This is a genomic window from Algoriphagus yeomjeoni (assembly GCF_003259505.1).
GTDB lineage: Bacteria > Bacteroidota > Bacteroidia > Cytophagales > Cyclobacteriaceae > Algoriphagus > Algoriphagus yeomjeoni.
The window spans coordinates 247,600-267,313 of sequence record NZ_QLLK01000005.1 but is presented as its reverse complement, the minus strand read 5'-3'; the positions used below and the strand labels follow the sequence as shown (position 1 = coordinate 267,313).

Annotated in this window: 15 protein-coding genes; 10 read left to right on the top strand and 5 right to left on the bottom strand. The window is 40.1% G+C overall.

The genetic code is table 11. From position 1 onward, the window contains the following. Positions 1-62 precede the first annotated feature (62 nt). The 10 genes from LV83_RS10485 to LV83_RS10435 all read left to right on the top strand — a co-directional run bounded on the left by LV83_RS10485 (position 63) and on the right by LV83_RS10435 (position 16,039). On the top strand, positions 63-1,433 hold the full coding sequence (locus LV83_RS10485) for a purple acid phosphatase family protein (RefSeq protein WP_111611479.1): 1,371 nt from the start codon (positions 63-65) through the stop codon (positions 1,431-1,433). 261 nt (positions 1,434-1,694) lie between these two features. Further along, complete coding sequence (locus tag LV83_RS10480) at positions 1,695-6,611, top strand: translocation/assembly module TamB domain-containing protein (protein ID WP_245947033.1); 4,917 nt, start codon at positions 1,695-1,697, stop codon at positions 6,609-6,611. Then, positions 6,553-8,898, top strand: coding sequence for a translocation and assembly module lipoprotein TamL (gene tamL, locus LV83_RS10475; RefSeq protein WP_449353830.1), 2,346 nt, complete (start codon positions 6,553-6,555; stop codon positions 8,896-8,898). The genes LV83_RS10480 and tamL overlap by 59 nt, the downstream gene beginning before the upstream one ends. A 126-nt stretch (positions 8,899-9,024) precedes the next feature. Further along, positions 9,025-9,483 (top strand): DinB family protein, encoded by a 459-nt coding sequence (locus tag LV83_RS10470; protein ID WP_111611477.1) that lies wholly within the window; start codon positions 9,025-9,027, stop codon positions 9,481-9,483. Between the two features lie 137 nt (positions 9,484-9,620). Further along, a complete protein-coding gene (locus tag LV83_RS10465) occupies positions 9,621-9,992 on the top strand; it encodes a VOC family protein (RefSeq protein ID WP_111611622.1) in 372 nt (123 codons plus the stop codon). Between the two features lie 51 nt (positions 9,993-10,043). Continuing rightward, positions 10,044-11,255, top strand: coding sequence for a class I SAM-dependent methyltransferase (locus LV83_RS21610; protein WP_245947032.1), 1,212 nt, complete (start codon positions 10,044-10,046; stop codon positions 11,253-11,255). 220 nt (positions 11,256-11,475) lie between these two features. Further along, positions 11,476-13,221, top strand: coding sequence for a hypothetical protein (locus LV83_RS10450; RefSeq protein WP_111611476.1), 1,746 nt, complete (start codon positions 11,476-11,478; stop codon positions 13,219-13,221). An 11-nt stretch (positions 13,222-13,232) separates the two neighbouring features. Further along, on the top strand, positions 13,233-14,327 hold the full coding sequence (locus tag LV83_RS10445) for a ferritin-like domain-containing protein (RefSeq protein ID WP_111611475.1): 1,095 nt from the start codon (positions 13,233-13,235) through the stop codon (positions 14,325-14,327). An 11-nt stretch (positions 14,328-14,338) separates the two neighbouring features. Beyond that, entirely contained in the window at positions 14,339-14,788 is a 450-nt protein-coding gene (locus tag LV83_RS10440; protein WP_111611474.1) for a VOC family protein, read from the top strand. Positions 14,789-14,932: 144 nt separating this feature from the next. Continuing rightward, positions 14,933-16,039 (top strand): acyltransferase family protein, encoded by a 1,107-nt coding sequence (locus LV83_RS10435; RefSeq protein ID WP_111611473.1) that lies wholly within the window; start codon positions 14,933-14,935, stop codon positions 16,037-16,039. 186 nt (positions 16,040-16,225) lie between these two features. Here LV83_RS10435 and LV83_RS10430 read toward each other — a convergent pair whose 3' ends face one another. From LV83_RS10430 to LV83_RS10410, 5 genes are all read right to left on the bottom strand, one after another. Then, complete coding sequence (locus LV83_RS10430) at positions 16,226-16,762, bottom strand: pyridoxamine 5'-phosphate oxidase family protein (RefSeq protein WP_111611472.1); 537 nt, start codon at positions 16,760-16,762, stop codon at positions 16,226-16,228. Between the two features lie 281 nt (positions 16,763-17,043). After that, the gene (gene cysM, locus LV83_RS10425) at positions 17,044-17,919 is read right to left on the bottom strand and encodes a cysteine synthase CysM (protein WP_111611471.1); all 876 of its coding nucleotides are present in this window, start codon (positions 17,917-17,919) and stop codon (positions 17,044-17,046) included. Positions 17,920-17,992: 73 nt separating this feature from the next. Further along, entirely contained in the window at positions 17,993-18,841 is an 849-nt protein-coding gene (locus LV83_RS10420) for a serine O-acetyltransferase (protein WP_111611470.1), read from the bottom strand. 20 nt (positions 18,842-18,861) lie between these two features. Beyond that, positions 18,862-19,413, bottom strand: coding sequence for a hypothetical protein (locus LV83_RS10415; RefSeq protein ID WP_111611469.1), 552 nt, complete (start codon positions 19,411-19,413; stop codon positions 18,862-18,864). Continuing rightward, a complete protein-coding gene (locus tag LV83_RS10410; RefSeq protein ID WP_111611468.1) occupies positions 19,394-19,681 on the bottom strand; it encodes an FtsB family cell division protein in 288 nt (95 codons plus the stop codon). Before LV83_RS10410 ends, LV83_RS10415 begins: the two co-directional genes overlap by 20 nt. Positions 19,682-19,714 lie beyond the last annotated feature (33 nt).

Genomic DNA, 19,714 nt, shown 5'->3' with positions numbered 1-19,714 from the left:
TGAAAAGAACTTCTCTTTTATGGGCTTCTTTACATAAAAATTTTTACCAAAACTCTGAATTAATGCACACCTCAATTAAGATTGCTATGACCATGCTGTTTATTGCAGCATCCTCATCTGCACTTTTCGCTCAGAATTTTAAGCCTTCAGAATTCCCTGACCGCATCATTCTTACTTGGTCTGATGACCCGATGACCACCCAATCGGTCACTTGGAGAACTTCTCCTGACGTGAAAGTTTCGAAGGCACAATTCATTTTGGCCCCAAATACCCCAATTTATCTAGACAGTGTCGAGACGTTGCCTGCAAGCACTGAATTTCTCGACGTAGATAGTGTAGCAGCAAACTACCATTCGGTTACTTTTCAGGAGCTTCAAGCAGCAACAACCTATGCCTATCGTGTGGGAAATGAAGGCACGTGGTCAGAATGGTTTCAGTTTACCACCGCACCAAAAAAGGGAACACCTTTTACTTTCGCCTATTTTGGAGATGCGCAAAACAATCTCAAATCTCAATGGTCAAGAGTTATTCGGCAGGCCTATTCCAACCTTCCAAAAGCGGCATTCATGGTTCACGCAGGTGATCTCATCAACAGCACGCAATCCGACTCCGAATGGGGTGAGTGGAACTATGCTGGGGGATTTATCAATGCGATGATCCCTAGTGTAAGCACTCCTGGTAACCATGAATATGACAGCGAGGAAGATGGGACTTTAGTTTTAGATTACCATTGGCAAAAGCAATTTACATTTCCTATAAATGGCCCAAGCGAGTTTTCGGAGACTGTTTATTACATCGATTATTCAGATTTGCGATTGATTTCTTTGAACTCACAGGAGATAGTTCAAAATGAAAAATCCATGGAGACCCAGCGAGTTTGGTTGGAAAAAGTACTTGCTGGTAATACTCAAAAATGGACAGTCATCACTTTTCATCATCCGATTTATTCCTCAGGAACCGGTCGTGACAACAAAGAATTTAGAGAGGCATTCAAACCAATTTTTGACAAATACAAAGTTGACCTCGTGCTACAGGGACACGACCATTCCTATGGTAGAGGAAGAAACCTTCCTTCTGGCGTAGCTAATCAAGATCCAGCAGCGCAAGGTCCGGTATATGTAGTTTCAGTTAGTGGACCAAAAATGTACAATCTGACTTTTGACAAGTGGATGGATCGGGCAGCTTCGAACACCCAATTATTCCAATTGATTAGCATAGAAGGAGATCGACTTAGCTATGGGGCATACACTGCCACAGGAGATTTATATGATGCCTTCGACCTGATCAAGACAGAAAATCAGCCAAAGCAATTCATCGATAGAGCCGATAAAGCAATCCAAGAGGCAATAGAATTGACTCCAGGATCTGAAAAGAAAATGACTCCTGAAGAAATGGCAGAGTACATGCGGACTTACAAAAAGGGGAGTAAATGAGGCTTATCTAAATCAATTATCTCAACAAAACAAAGAGCAGGCAGGTTAAAAGTATAGGTAATATTAGGCAAACTGGCTTATTTATTGCCCCATTATAGTCTTAGGGACATGTACATTTACGCCACTATTTAAACGCTCAATTCCATTAAAAGCTTTTTAGCCAAACTTTTAAAAATTCTAGGTATCACAATTATTACTATTCTGGTGATAGTTGGTGCCCTGATTCTCTTTATTCGTAGCCCTTGGGGCCAGGGGATAATTGTGGATAAAGCGACTAGTTATGTTTCGGACAAAACAGGCACTGAAGTATCTGTAAAGCGACTTTTCATCACTTTTTCGGGTAATATTTATCTGGAAGATTTATACTTGGAAGACACCGATGGAGACACCTTAATCTACTCCAAAAACCTTGAAGCTGGTCTTGCTTTTGCTCCCTTAATATCCTCCGGCAATATCAATGTAACCAAGCTAGAATGGCAAGGTCTAGTCGCCAGAGTGAGTAGAAGTGAAACCACCGAAAAATTCAACTTCAACTTTCTTATTGAGGCTTTTGCTTCTCAAACTGCGGATTCGACGCAAACTGTTACTGCCGATACGACTGCTTCAGCCCCACTCAACATCAATCTTTCACCTATTTCACTAAGGGATTTTGACATCACATTTGTAGATGAAGTGATGGGAATAGATGCCGCACTTAGGTTAGGTGAATTAGAGGTCACCATCCCTGGACTTGATTTTGAAAAATATGAGTTTGACATTAAAAAAATAACCCTCCAAAACACCCAAATCAAATACCATCAGACTAAGCCTTTCCCACCAACCGAAGATTCTTCAGAGGAGACTTTAATTCCTCTTATAAATCTGGATGAATTCAGATTGGTAGATGTGTCTGCGGATTATGCCAGTGCACCAGATAATCAGGAAGCACAAGTCCAGATTGGCGATTTACTTATTGTACTGCCTGAAGCTGATCTGCAATCTCAGACAGTCAAGCTGAAGACCTTGGACTTAAGAAACGCTTCTATTCTTTTTCATGATTTCTCGATTCCTACGCCTATTGAACCTAGCACATCAAGTCCTTCTACTCCATTTGAATGGCCTGATTGGATAGTAGAAGCTGATAAATTAACAATTGATTCGACTGACATTGAATATAAATCTGCTGATGTCCAAATCAAAAAAGGTGAATTCAATCCTGAATTTATTACCCTTACTAACTTGATTTTTGATGCTGAAGATTTTTACCTAAAAGATGAAAAAGTAGGCCTAATCCTACAGGAGTTGCACTTCCAAGAAGGAAGTGGTTTTGACCTAAACGAATTCCATTTTTCCTTTGAAGCTGGCAATAATTCAGCTAAGGTTGAGAACTTGGTGCTGGCTACCAATCGAAGTAAACTCGACGCAGAACTAGCTGTTGAATACCCATCAATTCAAGCACTCATCGATAATTATGAGACTCTTAAATTTGACGTAACTGTTGAAGAATCTGCGTTGGACGTACGGGACAGCTACTTTTTTGACCCAACACTGGCGCAGGACACACTTATACAAGAGCTTTCAAAAGCCCCGGTGTTGTTGGATTTTATAGCAAAGGGAGACCTCAAAGCGATGGATATCCCAAGCCTAAACCTGAATTGGGGGAAAAGTGTCTTCAAGGCAAATGGAACGGTTCAAAACCCATTGGAGGTAGAGAAGCTTGCATTCGATTTCCCTGAAATAAATATTCAAACAACTAGAGAAACCTTACTGAAATTCGTCAAGGAAGAGGAGTATGGAATCAAATTTCCTGAGCAGATCGACCTACAAGCAAATACCAGAGGAATGCTAGATGACCTTCTGGCCAACTTGGATTTGGAGACGAGCATGGGAAATGTATTGCTTGATGGCTCTTACCAAGATAACGGGAGCATAGCTTTCAAGGCAGACCTCAAAGTGAACCAGTTGCAACTGGGTAATCTTCTTAATCAACCAGAACTGGATACGCTTACATTTGAAATCAGGGCTACTGGTACAGGATCTAGCCTGAATGAGCTAAATGCGGAATTATCCTCCACATTTGAGCGTCTCAGACTCTATGGCTCGGATTATTCAGGATTGAAACTAGAGGGTAAATTAACAGATGGCGCAGGAGATTTAGAGGCGGGATTAGATTCAGAGTATTTAGATTTTGAGCTGATAACCAAATTGGTTCTTGACTCAGTAAATTCAAAAATAGATCTCAACCTAGACCTAATAGGAGCTGATTTCTATGAGCTTGGGCTTACTGATAAAAGTGCTAGAGCAAGGCTAAAGTTAGACGCCAAATTCAATGGGAATCTTGATGAATTTGAGCTTGATGCTCAATTGCAGGATGGGATTTTATTATATGATGAAGCGAATTATCCAATTGGAAAAGCTGCGATCGATGCGAATGTGGGAGAAGATTCTACCAACGCAGTTATTTCCAGTAAAATTCTAAATGGTTTTGTCCGAACTAATACTAATATCACTGATTTGACTGCAGCCATTTCAGAACATTTTCGACAGTATTTAGATAAAGCCGACTCGGTAAATTTGACTGGCAATCGAGGAATAGTCATGAATATGGATTTGAGCATCTCGGATGATCCTTTATTGAATGATGTCCTTTTGCAAGGAGTGGAAAGATTTGACTCGGCGAGAATTAAGGTTGATTATTTTCAAAAAATAGATTCTCTTACAGCTGATATTTCCTTTCCTTATGTCAACTATTCGGGTACGGAAGTGGATAGTTTGGGACTGAGAATAAACTCAAACAAAGAAGATCTCAACCTTTATGTTGGTTTTCAAGATTTGACCTCAGGTCCTTTGCGTATCGGCAAAACATTCCTGACTGGTGATTTAGATGACGGCCGAATGTATTTGGATTTTAATTCGTACGAAGAAGATGAACTAAAGTACCATGTGGCTTCTGACATTGGACTGAATGGTGACACGATCGACTATCATATTTCTTTTCTTGACTTAATTCTGAAGGGAGAAGAATGGACTATAGCGGATAATAATCTGGTAGCCTATTCTGGCGAAAGTCTCGACTTCAGAGATTTTAAGTTCACAAAAGGAAATCAAGAAATCTCCTTTGTAAATAATGTAGAAGGATTTACAGACGAAAATATTGCAATGGTATTTAGGGATTTCAGACTTTCTACCATTACCAGTTTATTGAATCCCACAGAAATTATTGCCGGGGGAAAATTGGATGGTCGACTGGTTGTAGAGAACCCTTTCGGCGCAACTGGGCTAATGGGCGAGCTAAAAGTAGATAGTCTTAAAGTCGTAAATGTACCGCTTGGCAACCTCAGCCTGGAAGCTACCGCAAAAAGTCTTGGTGATTATATTATCAAACTTGGGTTGAAAGACGGTGGGTTTGACCTGGACTTAACAGGAGATTTTGTAGCAGATGAAACAGGCGGAAACTTTGACCTGAAGTTAGACCTGAATAGAATAGAAATGGATAAAGTAGCTGCCATTTCTCAAGATCAAATCTTGGATGCCACAGGTTTTCTCTCCGGAACCATTACAGCGAACGGAACAACAAATGATCCTAAGTACACAGGAGAGATTCAGTTTAATGAAACTTCATTTGTGCCAGCTGAACTCAGCACAAAATACATTCTATCCGATGAAACGCTGAAAGTAGACAATGCTGGAGTTTATTTTGATCAATTCACCATCAGAGATGCTGAAAGTAACTCCTTCGTTATTGACGGTACGGTAGGCACAGAAAGCTACATCAACCCAACATTCGACCTGAAGCTTACCGCCAAAAACTTCATGGCAGTAAATTCTACTGATAAAGAGAATGAATTGATATATGGCACAGGATCTCTTGATGCAGATGTCACTATCCAAGGAGATTTGCTACTGCCAGTAGTTAAGGCAAATCTGGGAGTAAAAGACAATACCGACTTAACAGTCATCATTCCGGAATCTCAGATTGACTTAGTGGAAAGACAGGGCGTCGTTTTATTCGTAAACAAGGAAAACCCAGATGATATCTTAACGCGTCAATCTGAAGAAACTACAAGTGCTTTCTCTGGGTTTGATATACAAGCAATATTAACTGTAGATCCTGAAGCACTTTTTACCATAGTAATAGATCCTTCCACGGGTGACAACCTTCAAATTGCTGGTGATGCGAACCTCCAAATGGATATTAACCCTAACGGGCGAATCACATTAAGTGGCAACTATGAGATCTCAGGAGGCAACTACGAAATGTCCCTCTATAATCTCGTGAGTAAAAAGTTTGAAATCAATCAGGGGAGTCGTATCACATGGAATGGGGATCCAATGGATGCAAACATGGACATTCAGGCAATTTATAGGGTAGAAACCGCGGCCTCTGAACTTATGTCTGCACAGCTCACTGGCAGCACTAATCAAACGCAAGTTCAGTATCAGCAAAAGCTTCCTTTCTTGGTATACCTTAATGTGGAAGGTGAGTTGCTAAAACCAGAAATCACATTTAGACTAGATATGCCTGAGAATCAACGGGGAGCATTTGGAGGAAATGTGTATTCACGAGTACTACAAATAAACGAACAAGAAGACGAGTTGAACAAGCAGGTATTTTCACTGCTTGTTCTCAATAGATTTTTCCCATCCACTGGTAGTGATGGTTCCAATGGAGGTGCAGAGGCAATAGCTAGAAATTCGGTGAGTCAAGTGCTTTCTGATCAAATGAATGCGTTGTCAAATAAACTCTTTGGAGACAGCGGATTCCAAGTTGGCTTTGATGTAGATAGCTATCAAGATTATCAATCGGGAAGTGCACAAAATAGGACTGATCTCAATATAAATGCGCAGCAAACTCTCTTTGATGACCGCCTGGTGGTGCAGGTAGGAAGCCAAATGGATCTGGAAGGAAGTACCCAAAACTCAGACCAGCCTAATTCTATCTTGGCAAATATCAGTTTTGAATACTTGCTCACAGAAGATGGGCGTTGGAGAATCCGTGCTTTCCGTAAAAATCAATTTGAAAGTATCATTGACGGACAACTTATCGTCACAGGAGGTGGCTTAATTTTCAATCGGGAGTTCAATGAATTCTCCGAACTATGGAAGGCACCTATAGATCCAAATAAGGAAAACCCGATAGATGAGTTGGAAGAAAATAAGGAAAAGCAAGCTAAAGAATCGGAAGAAAATGAGGATTAAGAGGTTCATATCGGTTATCTATTTAATTCTACTTGCAACTATGATTGGCTGCAGCGTGAAGAAGTATATACCCGAGGATGAATTCCTTTATACAGGAGCCGATCTTAATCTCCAGACGGAAGTTGAAGATATCAAAGGACTAGAAGATGTAGAGGAAGAATTGAATGAACTTCTCCGTCCTGAGCCAAACTCAAAATTCCTAGGAATGTACATCGGTCTTTGGGCTCATTATAAAGGAACTCAAGAAAAACCTGGATTCATCAATCGCTTTTTAAACAAAAAAATCGGAGAAAAACCGGTGTATTTTAGTCAAGTAACGCCAAGCCGAACAGAAGAACTGATCATAAATAGACTGGAAAACCGAGGGTTCTTTTACAGCACGACAAATTCTGAGGTGATTCGAAAAGATAAATTTGCTAAGGTTGATTACACAGCTACAATCTCGGAACCTTACAAACTCACAGAGGTAGTAGTCGAAAGGGATAGTCTAGAATTGGAAAAAGTAATCATCGAGCTGATGAAGGAAACTACCCTCGACTCGGGAAGCAGGTTTGACCTACAAACATTGACCGCTGAAAGAAACAGAATTGATTTAGCGCTAAAAGATAGAGGCTATTACAACTTTAACAGCGACTACCTAATTTTCGAAGCAGATACAAACATCTCTGACAGCGCAAGGCTATTCAAGCTTTATCTCAGGCTGAAAAATAATGTGCCATCCAATGGAATAATCCCCTATATGGTAGACACTATCAATGTTTTCCCAAATTATTCTATTGACGAAAACAGTGTGAAATCTGATACGGTAACGCTAGCTGGCAAAAACTTCATTCAGGATAAGAAAGTCTTCAAGCCAAAACTATTGAATGACTATATCCTGATCCAAAAGAATGAACGATATAACCCGACCCTTTCCCGACTTTCCAGTAATAGGCTAAGTTCAATCGGTAATTATAAGTTTGTAAATCTGCGCTATAAGGAGTTAGCAACTTCTGACTCACTTGGTCATCTCACCGCCAATTTCTATTTATCTCCAATGACCAAACGCTCCTTAAGGGCTGAACTTTTGGCAGTATCCAAATCAAACAACTTCGCTGGCCCTGCTTTGAATTTGGTTTATAGAAATAGGAATCTATTCAAAGGTGGTGAAACACTCAATTTGACTGGAAAGGTGGGGTATGAGTTCCAAATAGCTGGAGGAGAAGGCAGGAAAGGGCTTCAATCCTTGGAGCTGGGCTTAGGCGCTGATTTAATTTTCCCGAGGGTCATCTTCTTCGTTCCTATCACAGAAAAGTTCAGCTACTCGGTCCCTAAAACCAAAATGGGACTAAGTGCAGAATACCTCAGCCGAGGTGGACTTTACCGTTTGAACTCAATTTCAGCGAAATATGGCTATTTCTGGAACGCTAACCAGTTTGCCTATCACGAGATAAATCCGATCAGCGTAAGCGTAGTAAACCTCAGTAAAACTTCTCCTGAATTTGAGCAAATTTTAGATGACAACCCTTTCTTGAGACGTAGTTTTGAGCAGAATTTCATCGCAGGCATCAATTACACTTTTAACTATAATAAGTTAAATGACAGGTTCCGTACACATGGCTATTTCTTTGGGCTGGGGCTAGACTTTGCCGGAAATACGATAAATCTACTCAATAAAATATCCGGGAAGGATGATGGGAAATTCTTGGGGCTGGAATATGCCCAATACGGCAAAATTGATTTTGATCTACGATATCATCTGAATATTGATAAAAAGCAAACCATCGCCACCAGACTTTTTGCAGGCTTCGGGTTGCCTTTTGGCAATTCACAATCTTTGCCATATATCAAGCAGTATTTTTCTGGTGGACCAAATAGCGTAAGGGCATTCCGAATACGCTCCATAGGACCTGGAACCTATAGACCTGAGGACTTTAGTCTCAATTCATTCTTCGATCAATCTGGAGATGTGCGCATTGAAGGTAATATAGAATACAGATTCCCGATCGTGTCTTTGCTGAAAGGAGCGCTATTCATGGATGCAGGAAATATCTGGCTGATGAACGAAAATGAAGCCTTGCCCGGCGGTAAATTCACATCTAACTGGTGGAATCAGTTAGCTGTAGGAACTGGGTTTGGGTTACGTGTCGATATTGAGTTTTTTGTGATTCGCTTCGATTTGGCGACACCACTACGCATACCATATTTGGAGGAGGGGGAGCGCTGGGGAAATAGCTTTGATGTAGGTAGCAAAACTTGGAGAAAACAAAACCTGATCTTCAACTTTGCAATTGGATATCCATTCTAAAGTGCTCAGATTGCTACTTTTTATTTCAGAATAGCTTACCTAGTTAAAGCTGTTTTTTTACTTTCTCAGTATATTGTTAAAAATAAGCTCTGGCAACATGAGCATAAAAACCTGTAACTAGCCTCTATGAATAACGACTTTCACATCTGGGAAAACAATCGGAAAATCTACCTGAAGTTTCTTATTCACAATTCTTTGGAACAATTGAATGAAGTGCCTAAGGGTTTCAATAATAACTTGCTTTGGAATATCGGCCATGTAATCGTGGTGCAGCAACGCCTCGTCTATGGACTCGCCAATGTACCATTGAATATTTCTGATGATATTTTTCAAAAATATAAGCCCGGAACTAAGCCTAGCATCCCCGAATCTCAGGACACCATTGAGCTATTCAAGGAGCTTCTGATCAAGCCAATCACACAGACAAAGGCTGATTTTGCAACAGGAAAACTGCAACAATACACACCTTACACCACATCCAAGGGCTTTCATCTAGCCAAGGTAGAGGATGCAATAAGTTTCAATAATTACCATGAAGCCATGCATTTGGGCACCATGATAAGTCTCTTGAAATTCATTAAATAAACCTAATCAATCTTGATATGAACCGTTTTGTTCTTTTTAGCAGCGCAGTAATGACATCCTTTATCCTAGGTTTTTTCTTAAATTCTTTTTTGGAATCAAACCCTGCAAATACATCTAAAAACATAAACTACACAGCTATGAAACTAGGAGCATTTTCTATTAGTCTCAGCGTCAAAGACCTTGAAGCTTCCCGAGCATTTTATGAAAACCTTGGCTTTACCCAGTTTGGTGGAGCTATGGAAAGTAATTACTTGATTATGAAAAATGAGAGTACCCTGATTGGGTTGTTTCAAGGCATGTTTGAAGAGAATATCTTGACTTTCAATCCAGGTTGGGATGAAAATGCTCAGGAAGTGGAAGGTTACCTGGATGTAAGAAAAATCCAGCAGCACTTAAAGTCTGCCGGCGAAGAAATCATCAACCCGGCTGATGAGAACACATCAGGACCAGGCAGCTTTTTAGTCAAAGATCCAGATGGAAATATGATTCTTTTTGATCAGCACTTATAAGCAACCCATTTCAAATTACTAATTGTCATTTTTCACCCCACAATCTTACCAATGAATAAGTCAAGTGTCTCAGAAATCCGCGAAAGATTCGATAATGATGTAGAACGATTTTCAAACCTAGATACAGGCCAAGTGGCTACTATCGATGCTACGATTTCTCTGGAACTAATTACTGAAGCCGCAAAACGAATCGTCCCCAAAGCAGAAAGTATTCTTGATGTGGGTTGCGGAGCGGGAAATTATGCATTGAAAATGCTTAGCAAAGTTCCTGATCTGTCGTGCACATTAGTGGATTTAAGTGGGAATATGCTTGAGAAGGCAGTAGAACGGGTTTCAGCTGAAACTCAAGGTAAAGTATCAGCTTTCCAAGGAGACATACGGGATATTTGGCTTCCTGAAGGAAGTTTCGACATTATTTTAGCTGGAGCAGTTTTGCATCATCTTCGGGAAGATGAAGACTGGGAAAGAACCTTTGCTAAACTTTTTAAGCTGCTCAAACCAGGAGGATGTCTCATGATATCTGATTTGATTACGCAAGATACTGACTTGCTCAATGCCTACACGTGGGAGCGCTATGGTGAATACCTAGAAGAAATCGGCGGAAAAGATTATCGTGAAAAAGTACTGGCTTATGTAGCCAAGGAAGATTCGCCAAGATCAATGAATTACCAGCTAGACCTGATGAAACAGGTAGGATTTAGCCAGGTTGAGATTCTGCATAAGAATATGTGCTTCGGGGCTTTTGGGGGAATTAAAGCGAAAACACCTTTGCCTAAATCTAAAGAAGACACCAAAAACACGAAAATCATCTTTGATTTCCTAGAGGAAATCGGAATACCTACAAAATCTCAAAAACTTGATAACACCTTCCTACCTGGGCTAAAAATTGAAAAAGGCGTTTTATTATATGACCTGGAAACACTTTTATATCCAGGTGATTTACTCCATGAAGCTGGACATATCGCGTTGATGACCGAGGAAGAGCGAAAAACAATTGTAGGTAATGTCAAAGAATATAGAGCACCAGGACAAGATGATGAAATTGGCGTGATGCTTTGGTCCTATGCTGCTTTGAAGTATTTGAATCTTAATCCGGAAGTAGTCTTTCATCCTGATGGATACAAAGGAGATGCTCAGATGCTAATTGACTCCTATGAATCTGGGGATTTTAAAGGGTTACCATTATTGGTATGGATGGACTTATGCGACTCAACGGAATTTCCCAAAATGAAAAATTGGATTAGGAAAGAACTTAACAACTGAGCTAACCATATATATTACAATTATATATTAGCAAACAACATTATACTACTCTTATAATCAAATTTTTATGAAATTGTCCAACCCCACAATAGGATTATCTCGATATTATAAATAATTAAATAACTTATTATCAGATATTTATAATTAATTTATTAGCTTTTAAAAAAGACATCAACTAACTTAAGATTATACTTTTTATTAATCTTTTAAACTTATAAAAATGTCTTATTTAAACTCACCCCGATTAACTTTTTCGGGGCAATTCCAGGCTGACCCCTCTACGGTCAACAATGATCCCACACATTTCAACAATGTATCATTCCGACCTGAGTATCAACAATACACGGAAGGAAAGAACGCAAATGGCTGGTGGAATCCTGATGGTACAGGAAACTGGAGATTTCTAGGATGTACTGTGAAAAGCGTTACCTACTTGGATGGCACCAGCACGTTTCACCATGCAGATGACCCCATCATCGGAATGTCTATCATGGATTCTGACTCCAAGGTCTGTGGTAAAATAGTGGATCTAGACTCCCAACAGCAGGGTGTTTCTGCGCTTTGGGGATTAATTGTCAGACTAGTTTCGGGCGAAAAGGATCTATTTAAAGCCGACTATGAAGTTGCCGCATTTACCAACTTATGGTTTACCAGGTCGCTGGATCAGACCCACGATGGAGCGGCATCCGCCACTTACCAGTCTATTTTGAAAAACATAACTTGGGATTTAGAAGAGAGTAATTCCAGGTATCTCAAAGAATTGTTTGGGTGCAGCCCGGATCAGCTTTCCATCCAGTTTACTGTGGATAGATACAATGGCGACCACACTTCCCCTCAATTCACATTGGGAAGAATAGTAGGCTCAATCGGTCCTTCCACTACTTCTGAACCTAAGCATTTCACCGTTGGCAGGCAGTTTTTCCCTACTAATTCAAGTATTAGCTGCTACGCCTCAGCTGTGCTGGACTCTCAAGTAAAATGCCTTTCACTCGATCTTAGTAACTCCTTCCAGTTCGACGTAGATAAAGCTACAGGTCATGTGGTTTTAGCCCAACATAATAAGCTAATTCTAGCTGTGGATAAAGGAGCTACGAATTATCCAGACTACGAATTTCTGGCAAACATTCCCTACCATGAGCCTGATTGGTACCTAGGCTCTTCTGGGGTTTGTAGCATTCCGCTCAGTGAAACTCAATTTGAACTAGCAGAAAAATACCCTCTAGTTATAGTCACTCCAAACAATCCCAACGATCCTGACTTAATCGCATCTACGAAACAATCAACCCCAGTTTTTCAAGAATTCAAAGAATACGTCTGCGCCGATTACCCGGTGTTTTACTTGAATCCTGGAGAGTCATGCGAAGCCCAGTTATACGCTTCTTCACTAGGCAAGCCTTTACCAAATCGTTCGGTTTCATTCGCAAGAAACATAAATGCGTTGGGCCCAAATCCTCCAGTTATAGGTGTGCCGGTAGAAGCAATTGATTTCCCTGAAACCTTAACCACCGACGCTGAAGGAAAGCTAAGCTTACCCGTGAAAGCTGGCGATCCAGGTAATCCTAGATCCTATATAGATGGGCAAGTATACGGAATAGCCTATAACTTAAGCAACACCTATTTTTCCAATTGCAACCAGAATAACTTCATCAGTCTGTTGGTTTTTGACAGCGTGGAACAAACTAAGATCGACAATCCTACCTGGTCAGACTTACAGCCTACCATGCAGCAATACGCCAATCTTTATCCATTGATGTCAAAAGGGATTTTCAATCTGGCTGATCAAGAAGTAGTTGATAAAAATGCTGAGATATTAAAATTTGTCTTCGGAAAAGAGAAATCTGATCCAAACTACATGCCTGTGACGCGAGATCTCTCGAGGGATAAACAACAAATGATTCTCAATTACCTGGATGGCATACTTAGCCAAACCGGAAAAAAAGATGAAATCACTTATAAAAAACTTTAATCCCTCCACTCATGATCTTACTTAAAAAAATAACTATCGACTCAATCGAGGACTTAAGAAATGCTGTACAAACAGCCATAGAACTCGAGCATTCAACTATCCCACCCTATTTGACTGCAAATTTCACATTGCACAATACCGGAAATGATGAAATCTCCAATATCATAGGCTCCGTGGTCGGAGAAGAAATGCTGCACCTTTCGATTGCGAGTAACTTACTGACAGCCATTGGTGGAAAGCCTTGCTTAAATAAACCTGATTTTATTCCTACCTATCCGGGACCATTACCGGGAGGCGTTGATTCCGGGCTAACTGTTCCTTTGGAGAAATTCTCGGTGGACTTGGTCCAAAATGTCTTTATGTCCATTGAAGAGCCAGAACATCCCATATCTATCAAGGCATTAGCTAATTATGCTGGCAGTGATGAACCGATGACCATAGGACAGTTTTATCAAAAAATTAAAGACAAATTAAAACGAATGGAAGAAGCTGCAGGTCCTGGGAAAACAATTTTTACTGGCAAAATTGAAGATCAAATGACTTTTGAGAAGTTCTTTCCGGCAAATCTGCTATTTCCTATCACAGATTTAGATTCAGCAATTAGAGGAATAGATATCATTGTAGATCAAGGTGAAGGTACTAGCACTGATCCTTTTGTCAATCCTGACGATTCTGAAATTGAAGAGCCTGCACATTATTACCGGTTTCAGGAGATTGTCAAAGGCAAAAAACTGGTCAAAGATCCTAATGCAGAAAATGGCTACTCCTATTCGGGAGCACCGGTTCCATTGGACAGTACCCATATTCCGAATATGTGGCCGAACCCAAAAATGTCAGATTATCCGACGAATTCCTTAGCGTTTGTGAACAGCAAGTTTTTCAACTATTCCTATACGTATTTGCTCAATAGCCTGCATCGCACATTCAATGGAGAACCTGAACAAATTAATGAAGCTATGGGCTTGATGTTTTCACTTAGGCTATATGCCTTAACTCTTTTGAAAACTCCAGATCCAAACCATCCAGGATTTATGGCTGGACCTAGCTTTGAATTTGTGACTGGAGAGGATTTGACTCCAGCTGAAAGAGCCAAACTGAAGCACTGAACTCAACTTCTATGACTTTCAACTATGAACAGCAGGTCACCAAAATCTCAGTAAGTGATATGGTAAAGTCTCTCACGTTCTACAGAGACATCCTAGGCTATGAAGTAGAAGACAAGTACACAATTAACGCTGGTGGGTCTTATGAAAAAAACTCCTATATACAGATGAACCTAAATGTAGATGAGGGACTAAAATCTACAATTGGGTTATTTGTTGATATAGAAAAGCCATTTGACCCGCCACCGGATAGTGGAACCGTCCCAAGCCTTATTGTATCAGACATTAAAAAGGGCCTGGAATATCTTCAGTGTAAAAATGTAGCTATAGATCCCGTTTCTGATGAGGAATTTATAATTGAAAACATATCAGACGAAGGCTACGTAGATCGGTTTTTCTTCTTTCGAGACCCAGACAACAATTCTCTGGTAATGAGACAAAATCTAAAAGAGAAGGAGAAATAAGTAAGCAATAATTCTATTCAAGTAGTTAAGGGAAGACGCTAATAAAGCCTCTTCCCTTTTTTGATTTCCACTGGTCAAGTTTACAATAATATAAACTTCCATTTTTTATATCTTAGAAAAACCACTGACTCTAAACCCATACCCATGAGTAACCTGAAACTTTCTAACCAAAACAGGCTTGTTTCCCTAGATGTATTTCGAGGAATAACTATGTTCTTACTTGTAGCTGAAGCAGCATCAGTTTACCATACACTTTTGGAGGCTAATCCTGAAGGAGCATTCCTTCATCCTTTTTTCACACAATTCACCCATCATCCTTGGCATGGGCTGCGGTTTTGGGATTTGATCCAGCCATTTTTCATGTTTATCGTAGGTGTAGCTATGCCGTTTTCTCTGAACAAAAGAATGGCGGTAGTTAGTGACCGAAGCAAGGTAACCCGCCACATTCTGAAACGATGCCTCTTACTATTTCTCTTCGGGACAGGTTTGCATTGCGTCTATGCAGGAGAATTGGTATTCGAGCTGTGGAATGTCCTAACTCAATTATCTTTCACCATTTTGGTCACTTATTTTCTTTTAGACAGATCATGGAAAGTACAATTAGGAGTTTCATTGGCTCTACTTGCCTTGACGGAAATTTTGTATAGACTTTACAATCCTGAAGTTCCATATGAGCATGGAACCAACTTTGGAAATTATATAGATCAAATTCTGATGGGGCAGGTAAATAATGGAGGCTGGGTAGCTATTAATTGCATTCCGACGGCTGCCCATACGATTTGGGGAGCGATTTGTGGGAATTTACTTCTTTCCAAAAGGTCAGAAAAAGAAAAGATAAAAGCGCTCGTAATAGCTGGAGTAATTGCCTTGGCAATCGGTTATGGATTGGATATAGCAGGAATCACCCCTATTGTAAAGCGGATCAGTACCACCGCATTTGCTTTTGCTTCTGGTGGTTGGGCGATGTTGGCATTAGCTTTCTGCTATTGGTTGGTGGATGTCAAAAAAGTAAATTCCTGGGTTTTCCCATTTGTGATAGTTGGGATGAATTCCATATTCATTTATCTCTTTGCAGAGACTTTAGGACATCGCTGGCTTTATGGCTTTATAGAAATTTTCAGCGGTGGGGTCTTAGAATCGATTGGAATAGGAGAAGCTGTCATCGCTATTATTACTGCATTTCTGACTCTGGGTGCAATGTGGTATTTATGCTACTTCCTTTATAAAAAGAAGATCTTTTTCAGGATCTAACTGTCTCGCGGCGACGCAACGCCGCGGCGAAATTATGTTGATATTGTTACCGTTACACATCTTCTCCTTCCGCTCAATTTCCCTTTCCATCCAAAACCTTTGCGCTTTCTTCGTGTCCTTCGTGGCTAAGAAATAAAAAAATGTGATCCAGTTTCCCAGATCACATTCGAACTTTAAAGTCCCCCATTATACTTTCAAAGTTCCTTCAATGGAATCATCCATTGTTTTCCCTGAAATCGCACTGATCAAAACTTTGATTCCAGCGACAGTATTTCCATGCTTGTTGTCCCAATAATATCCGCTATCAGGGATAAATTGTATGACTGAGATTCTAGGATCATCTTTTCCTTCGGTAAACCATGCCTTAACTGTTGGGTCCCAAAGTTCTTCAATTTTTGCGCGATCATCTGTAATTACAGCATGACCATTCAATTCTAAGAAATCTGAATATGATGAACCTTGAAAATATAGCGTCACGTCCGTATCAGCTGCAATTTCCATATTCTTCATACTATCCTTTGCGCTGAGAAACCAGATATTCCCAGCTTCATCAGTCTTTTGGACAGACATAGGACGAGACTTATGAGAGTTATTGAGACTTGTTGAAGTCACAAAAAAACATGATCCTGATTTATCAATCAATTCACGGATTTTCTTCACTGCTTCCTGTCCAGCAAGGTTTTCTCTGTTATGTTCTTCCTGATTTTCATTAATTGAGTTCATGGTCTAGTTGGTTTAAAATTTCAAATTAAAACCCAGTAATCGGGTTCATTAGAAATAATGCAAACCAGCTGCCCATTGAGACCTTGTAGCAACAAATTCTTTTACCGTAAAGAAAAACCCCTCTGAGAACCACATATAGGCTAATTTTTCACCTATGCCTTTTTTGAAGGATAAACCTGAATGGGTTCAGGCTATATCTTTTATACCTAGATCGGGGAAAATGATTCCTACCAGAGTTGATGGATTCAACTTATAAAATCAGAATACGAGTAAAGGGCATATCACCCAAAAAGATCGGAGCTCAAATATCTATCACCACGGTCACAGGTAATACAAACAATCACTCCTTCTTTCAAAGTTTTGGAAAGCTCGATAGCTGCATGTAATGCTCCTCCGCTGCTCATCCCGGCAAGGATACCTTCTTCTCTTGCCATTCGTCGAGTCATTTCAGTGGCCTGATCCTGACTAACATCTATCACCTGATCAACTCTACTCGAGTCAAAAATCTTTGGCAAAAACTCGGGTGACCATCTCCTGATACCGGGTATGCTTGAGCCATCAGTTGGCTGAGTTCCTACAATTTGAATTTCAGGATTTCTCTCTTTCAAATACTTGGAAACTCCCATGATTGTCCCTGTGGTCCCCATCGCAGATACAAAATGAGTCACTTCACCATCTGTAGCCTCCCATATTTCTGGTCCAGTTGTTTTGTAGTGAGCTAGGTAATTATCCGGATTAGCGAATTGGTCCAACATCAAATAACCCTCCTTGCTCATCTTCTCTGCCAAGGTTCTAGAATATTCGATTGTTTTTGCCGCTGGCGTGAGAATCACTGTAGCTCCGTAAGCTTCCATAGAAATCACACGCTCTTTAGTGGAATTATCAGGCATGATTAACGTCATTTCCAGTCCAAGAACTTTGGCAACCATCGCCAAGGCAATTCCTGTGTTTCCGCTGGTTGCTTCTACTAGCTTATCTCCGGCTTTAATATCGCCGCGATCCATGGCACTTCTAAGCATATTATATGCTGCACGATCTTTCACACTTCCTCCTGGATTTTGACCTTCCAGTTTACAAAAAATCTTGACTTTGGGATTTACTGGAATATGATCTAGCTCTACAAGTGGGGTATTGCCTATAAGTTCAAATAGTTTCATGCGTTTAGTATTGATAGAAGTTTGCTCGCATGGAATTCGCTCGCTAAAATATTATTCTTTCCTAGAATAAATACTAGTGGCTCATTTCATCTTGATCATTTTTGAAAACGTACATATCTGTCACAGCAGAGTCTGCGTGGTACATTTGAGTTTGGTAATAAACTTTGCTTTTTGGGGCGACACTTTTCGTCAGCCAAACATTGCCACCTATTGTACTGCCTTTCCCAATAACCGTATTACCGCCAAGAATAGTCGCTCCCGAATAAATCACGACTTCATCTTCTATGGTCGGATGCCTTTTGTTATCTGCATCCGCTTTATCTACGCTCAATGCTCCGAGAGTAACGCCTTGATAGATCTTCACGTGATTCCCAATGATAGTCGTCTCACCAATCACCACTCCGGTACCATGATCAATACAGAAATGCTTCCCAATGGTTGCCCCTGGATGAATATCTATTCCCGTACGGCTATGTGCAAATTCTGTGATGATTCTTGGAATCAAATTGATACCTAAGCCCAGAAGAGAATGCGCAATTCTATAGGCTGCGATAGCATAGAAGCCTGGGTAGCTTCTAAGTATTTCCGTCCTTGACTTGGCAGCAGGATCTCCAGCATACATGGCATCAACATCCTGATTTATCCAGTCATAAATCTGTTCCAGATTATCAAAAAAGACCTTCGCTAGTTGTGAACCTTTGCCCTTATGTAAATGAGGGTTTCTCTCCAAAATAAAAGATAAATCATCCTGCAGAATAAGTAAAGCCGCTTCTATTTGCAACCTATCTTCGATCTTTTCTACGGTATACTCCGGGAAAAGGAGCCCAAGCGTATCTTCAAAAAACTTCTGAATCACCTTTGGTGAAGGGCATTCAGAACAATCCTGATGAGCTTTGTGAAGTTTTGAAATAAAGGATTCCATTAAAAATGTATTAGGTGTATCTACAGCACAAAACCAACACGAATCACGTATGGTTCACCATAAGGCGAACGAAGATTATCATGCAATACATTATAGAGGAATGTAAAGTTTGCACCTCCTCTTGGGCCAAACGGGGCGAAATAACCACCACCTAAGAAGATTGCATTGGACCAAATCCGTTCAAATCGCTCTGAAAATCGATTATAATTATCGAAGTTGATAGATTCATATTCCGCATGAAGGAAGATATTTGGAAAGATATTATATCGACTGAAAAGCCTGCCACCGTAGGAGGATGTTTCTCCACCTATGTAGCGTCTATCATTAAAATATTGATAGGTGATCCCAACACCTGATGAAAACTTCGGGGTAATCATCACACCGACTAGAGGAGAAAAGTCAATTAAAGTGACGGTTCCAAATTGCATCCCAAAGTTCCCCCCATAATACAATCGATCTTTAAGCTGAATAGAATCACCTTCATAAATCTCACGCTGCGCAAATGTGGACGATTGAAAAAGGGCAAAAGCAAGAAAAAATAGGAGTAGGTATTTACTTTTTAACAATGACATAGAGATCTTCAGTGTTTTTTTTCATTAAGTACTTCTCACGGGCAAACTTCTCTAAGAGTTCTGGATTGCTCATCAATTCTTCTCTTTCTGCTTTTATTTTCTCTCTTCTCTCAAGGTAAAACTCTTTTTGATCTTCCAACTGACCCAACTTAGAGCTCAACTTAACTTGGTTAACTACGTTGTTTGAGTCAATAAAAATCATCCATGCTACAAAAAAAACAAGTCCTAGAAAATAAAAGCTTTTGGTGTACTTAAGGTATTTGCTCATATGAAATGATTGATATTCTAAGTCAAGTTACAA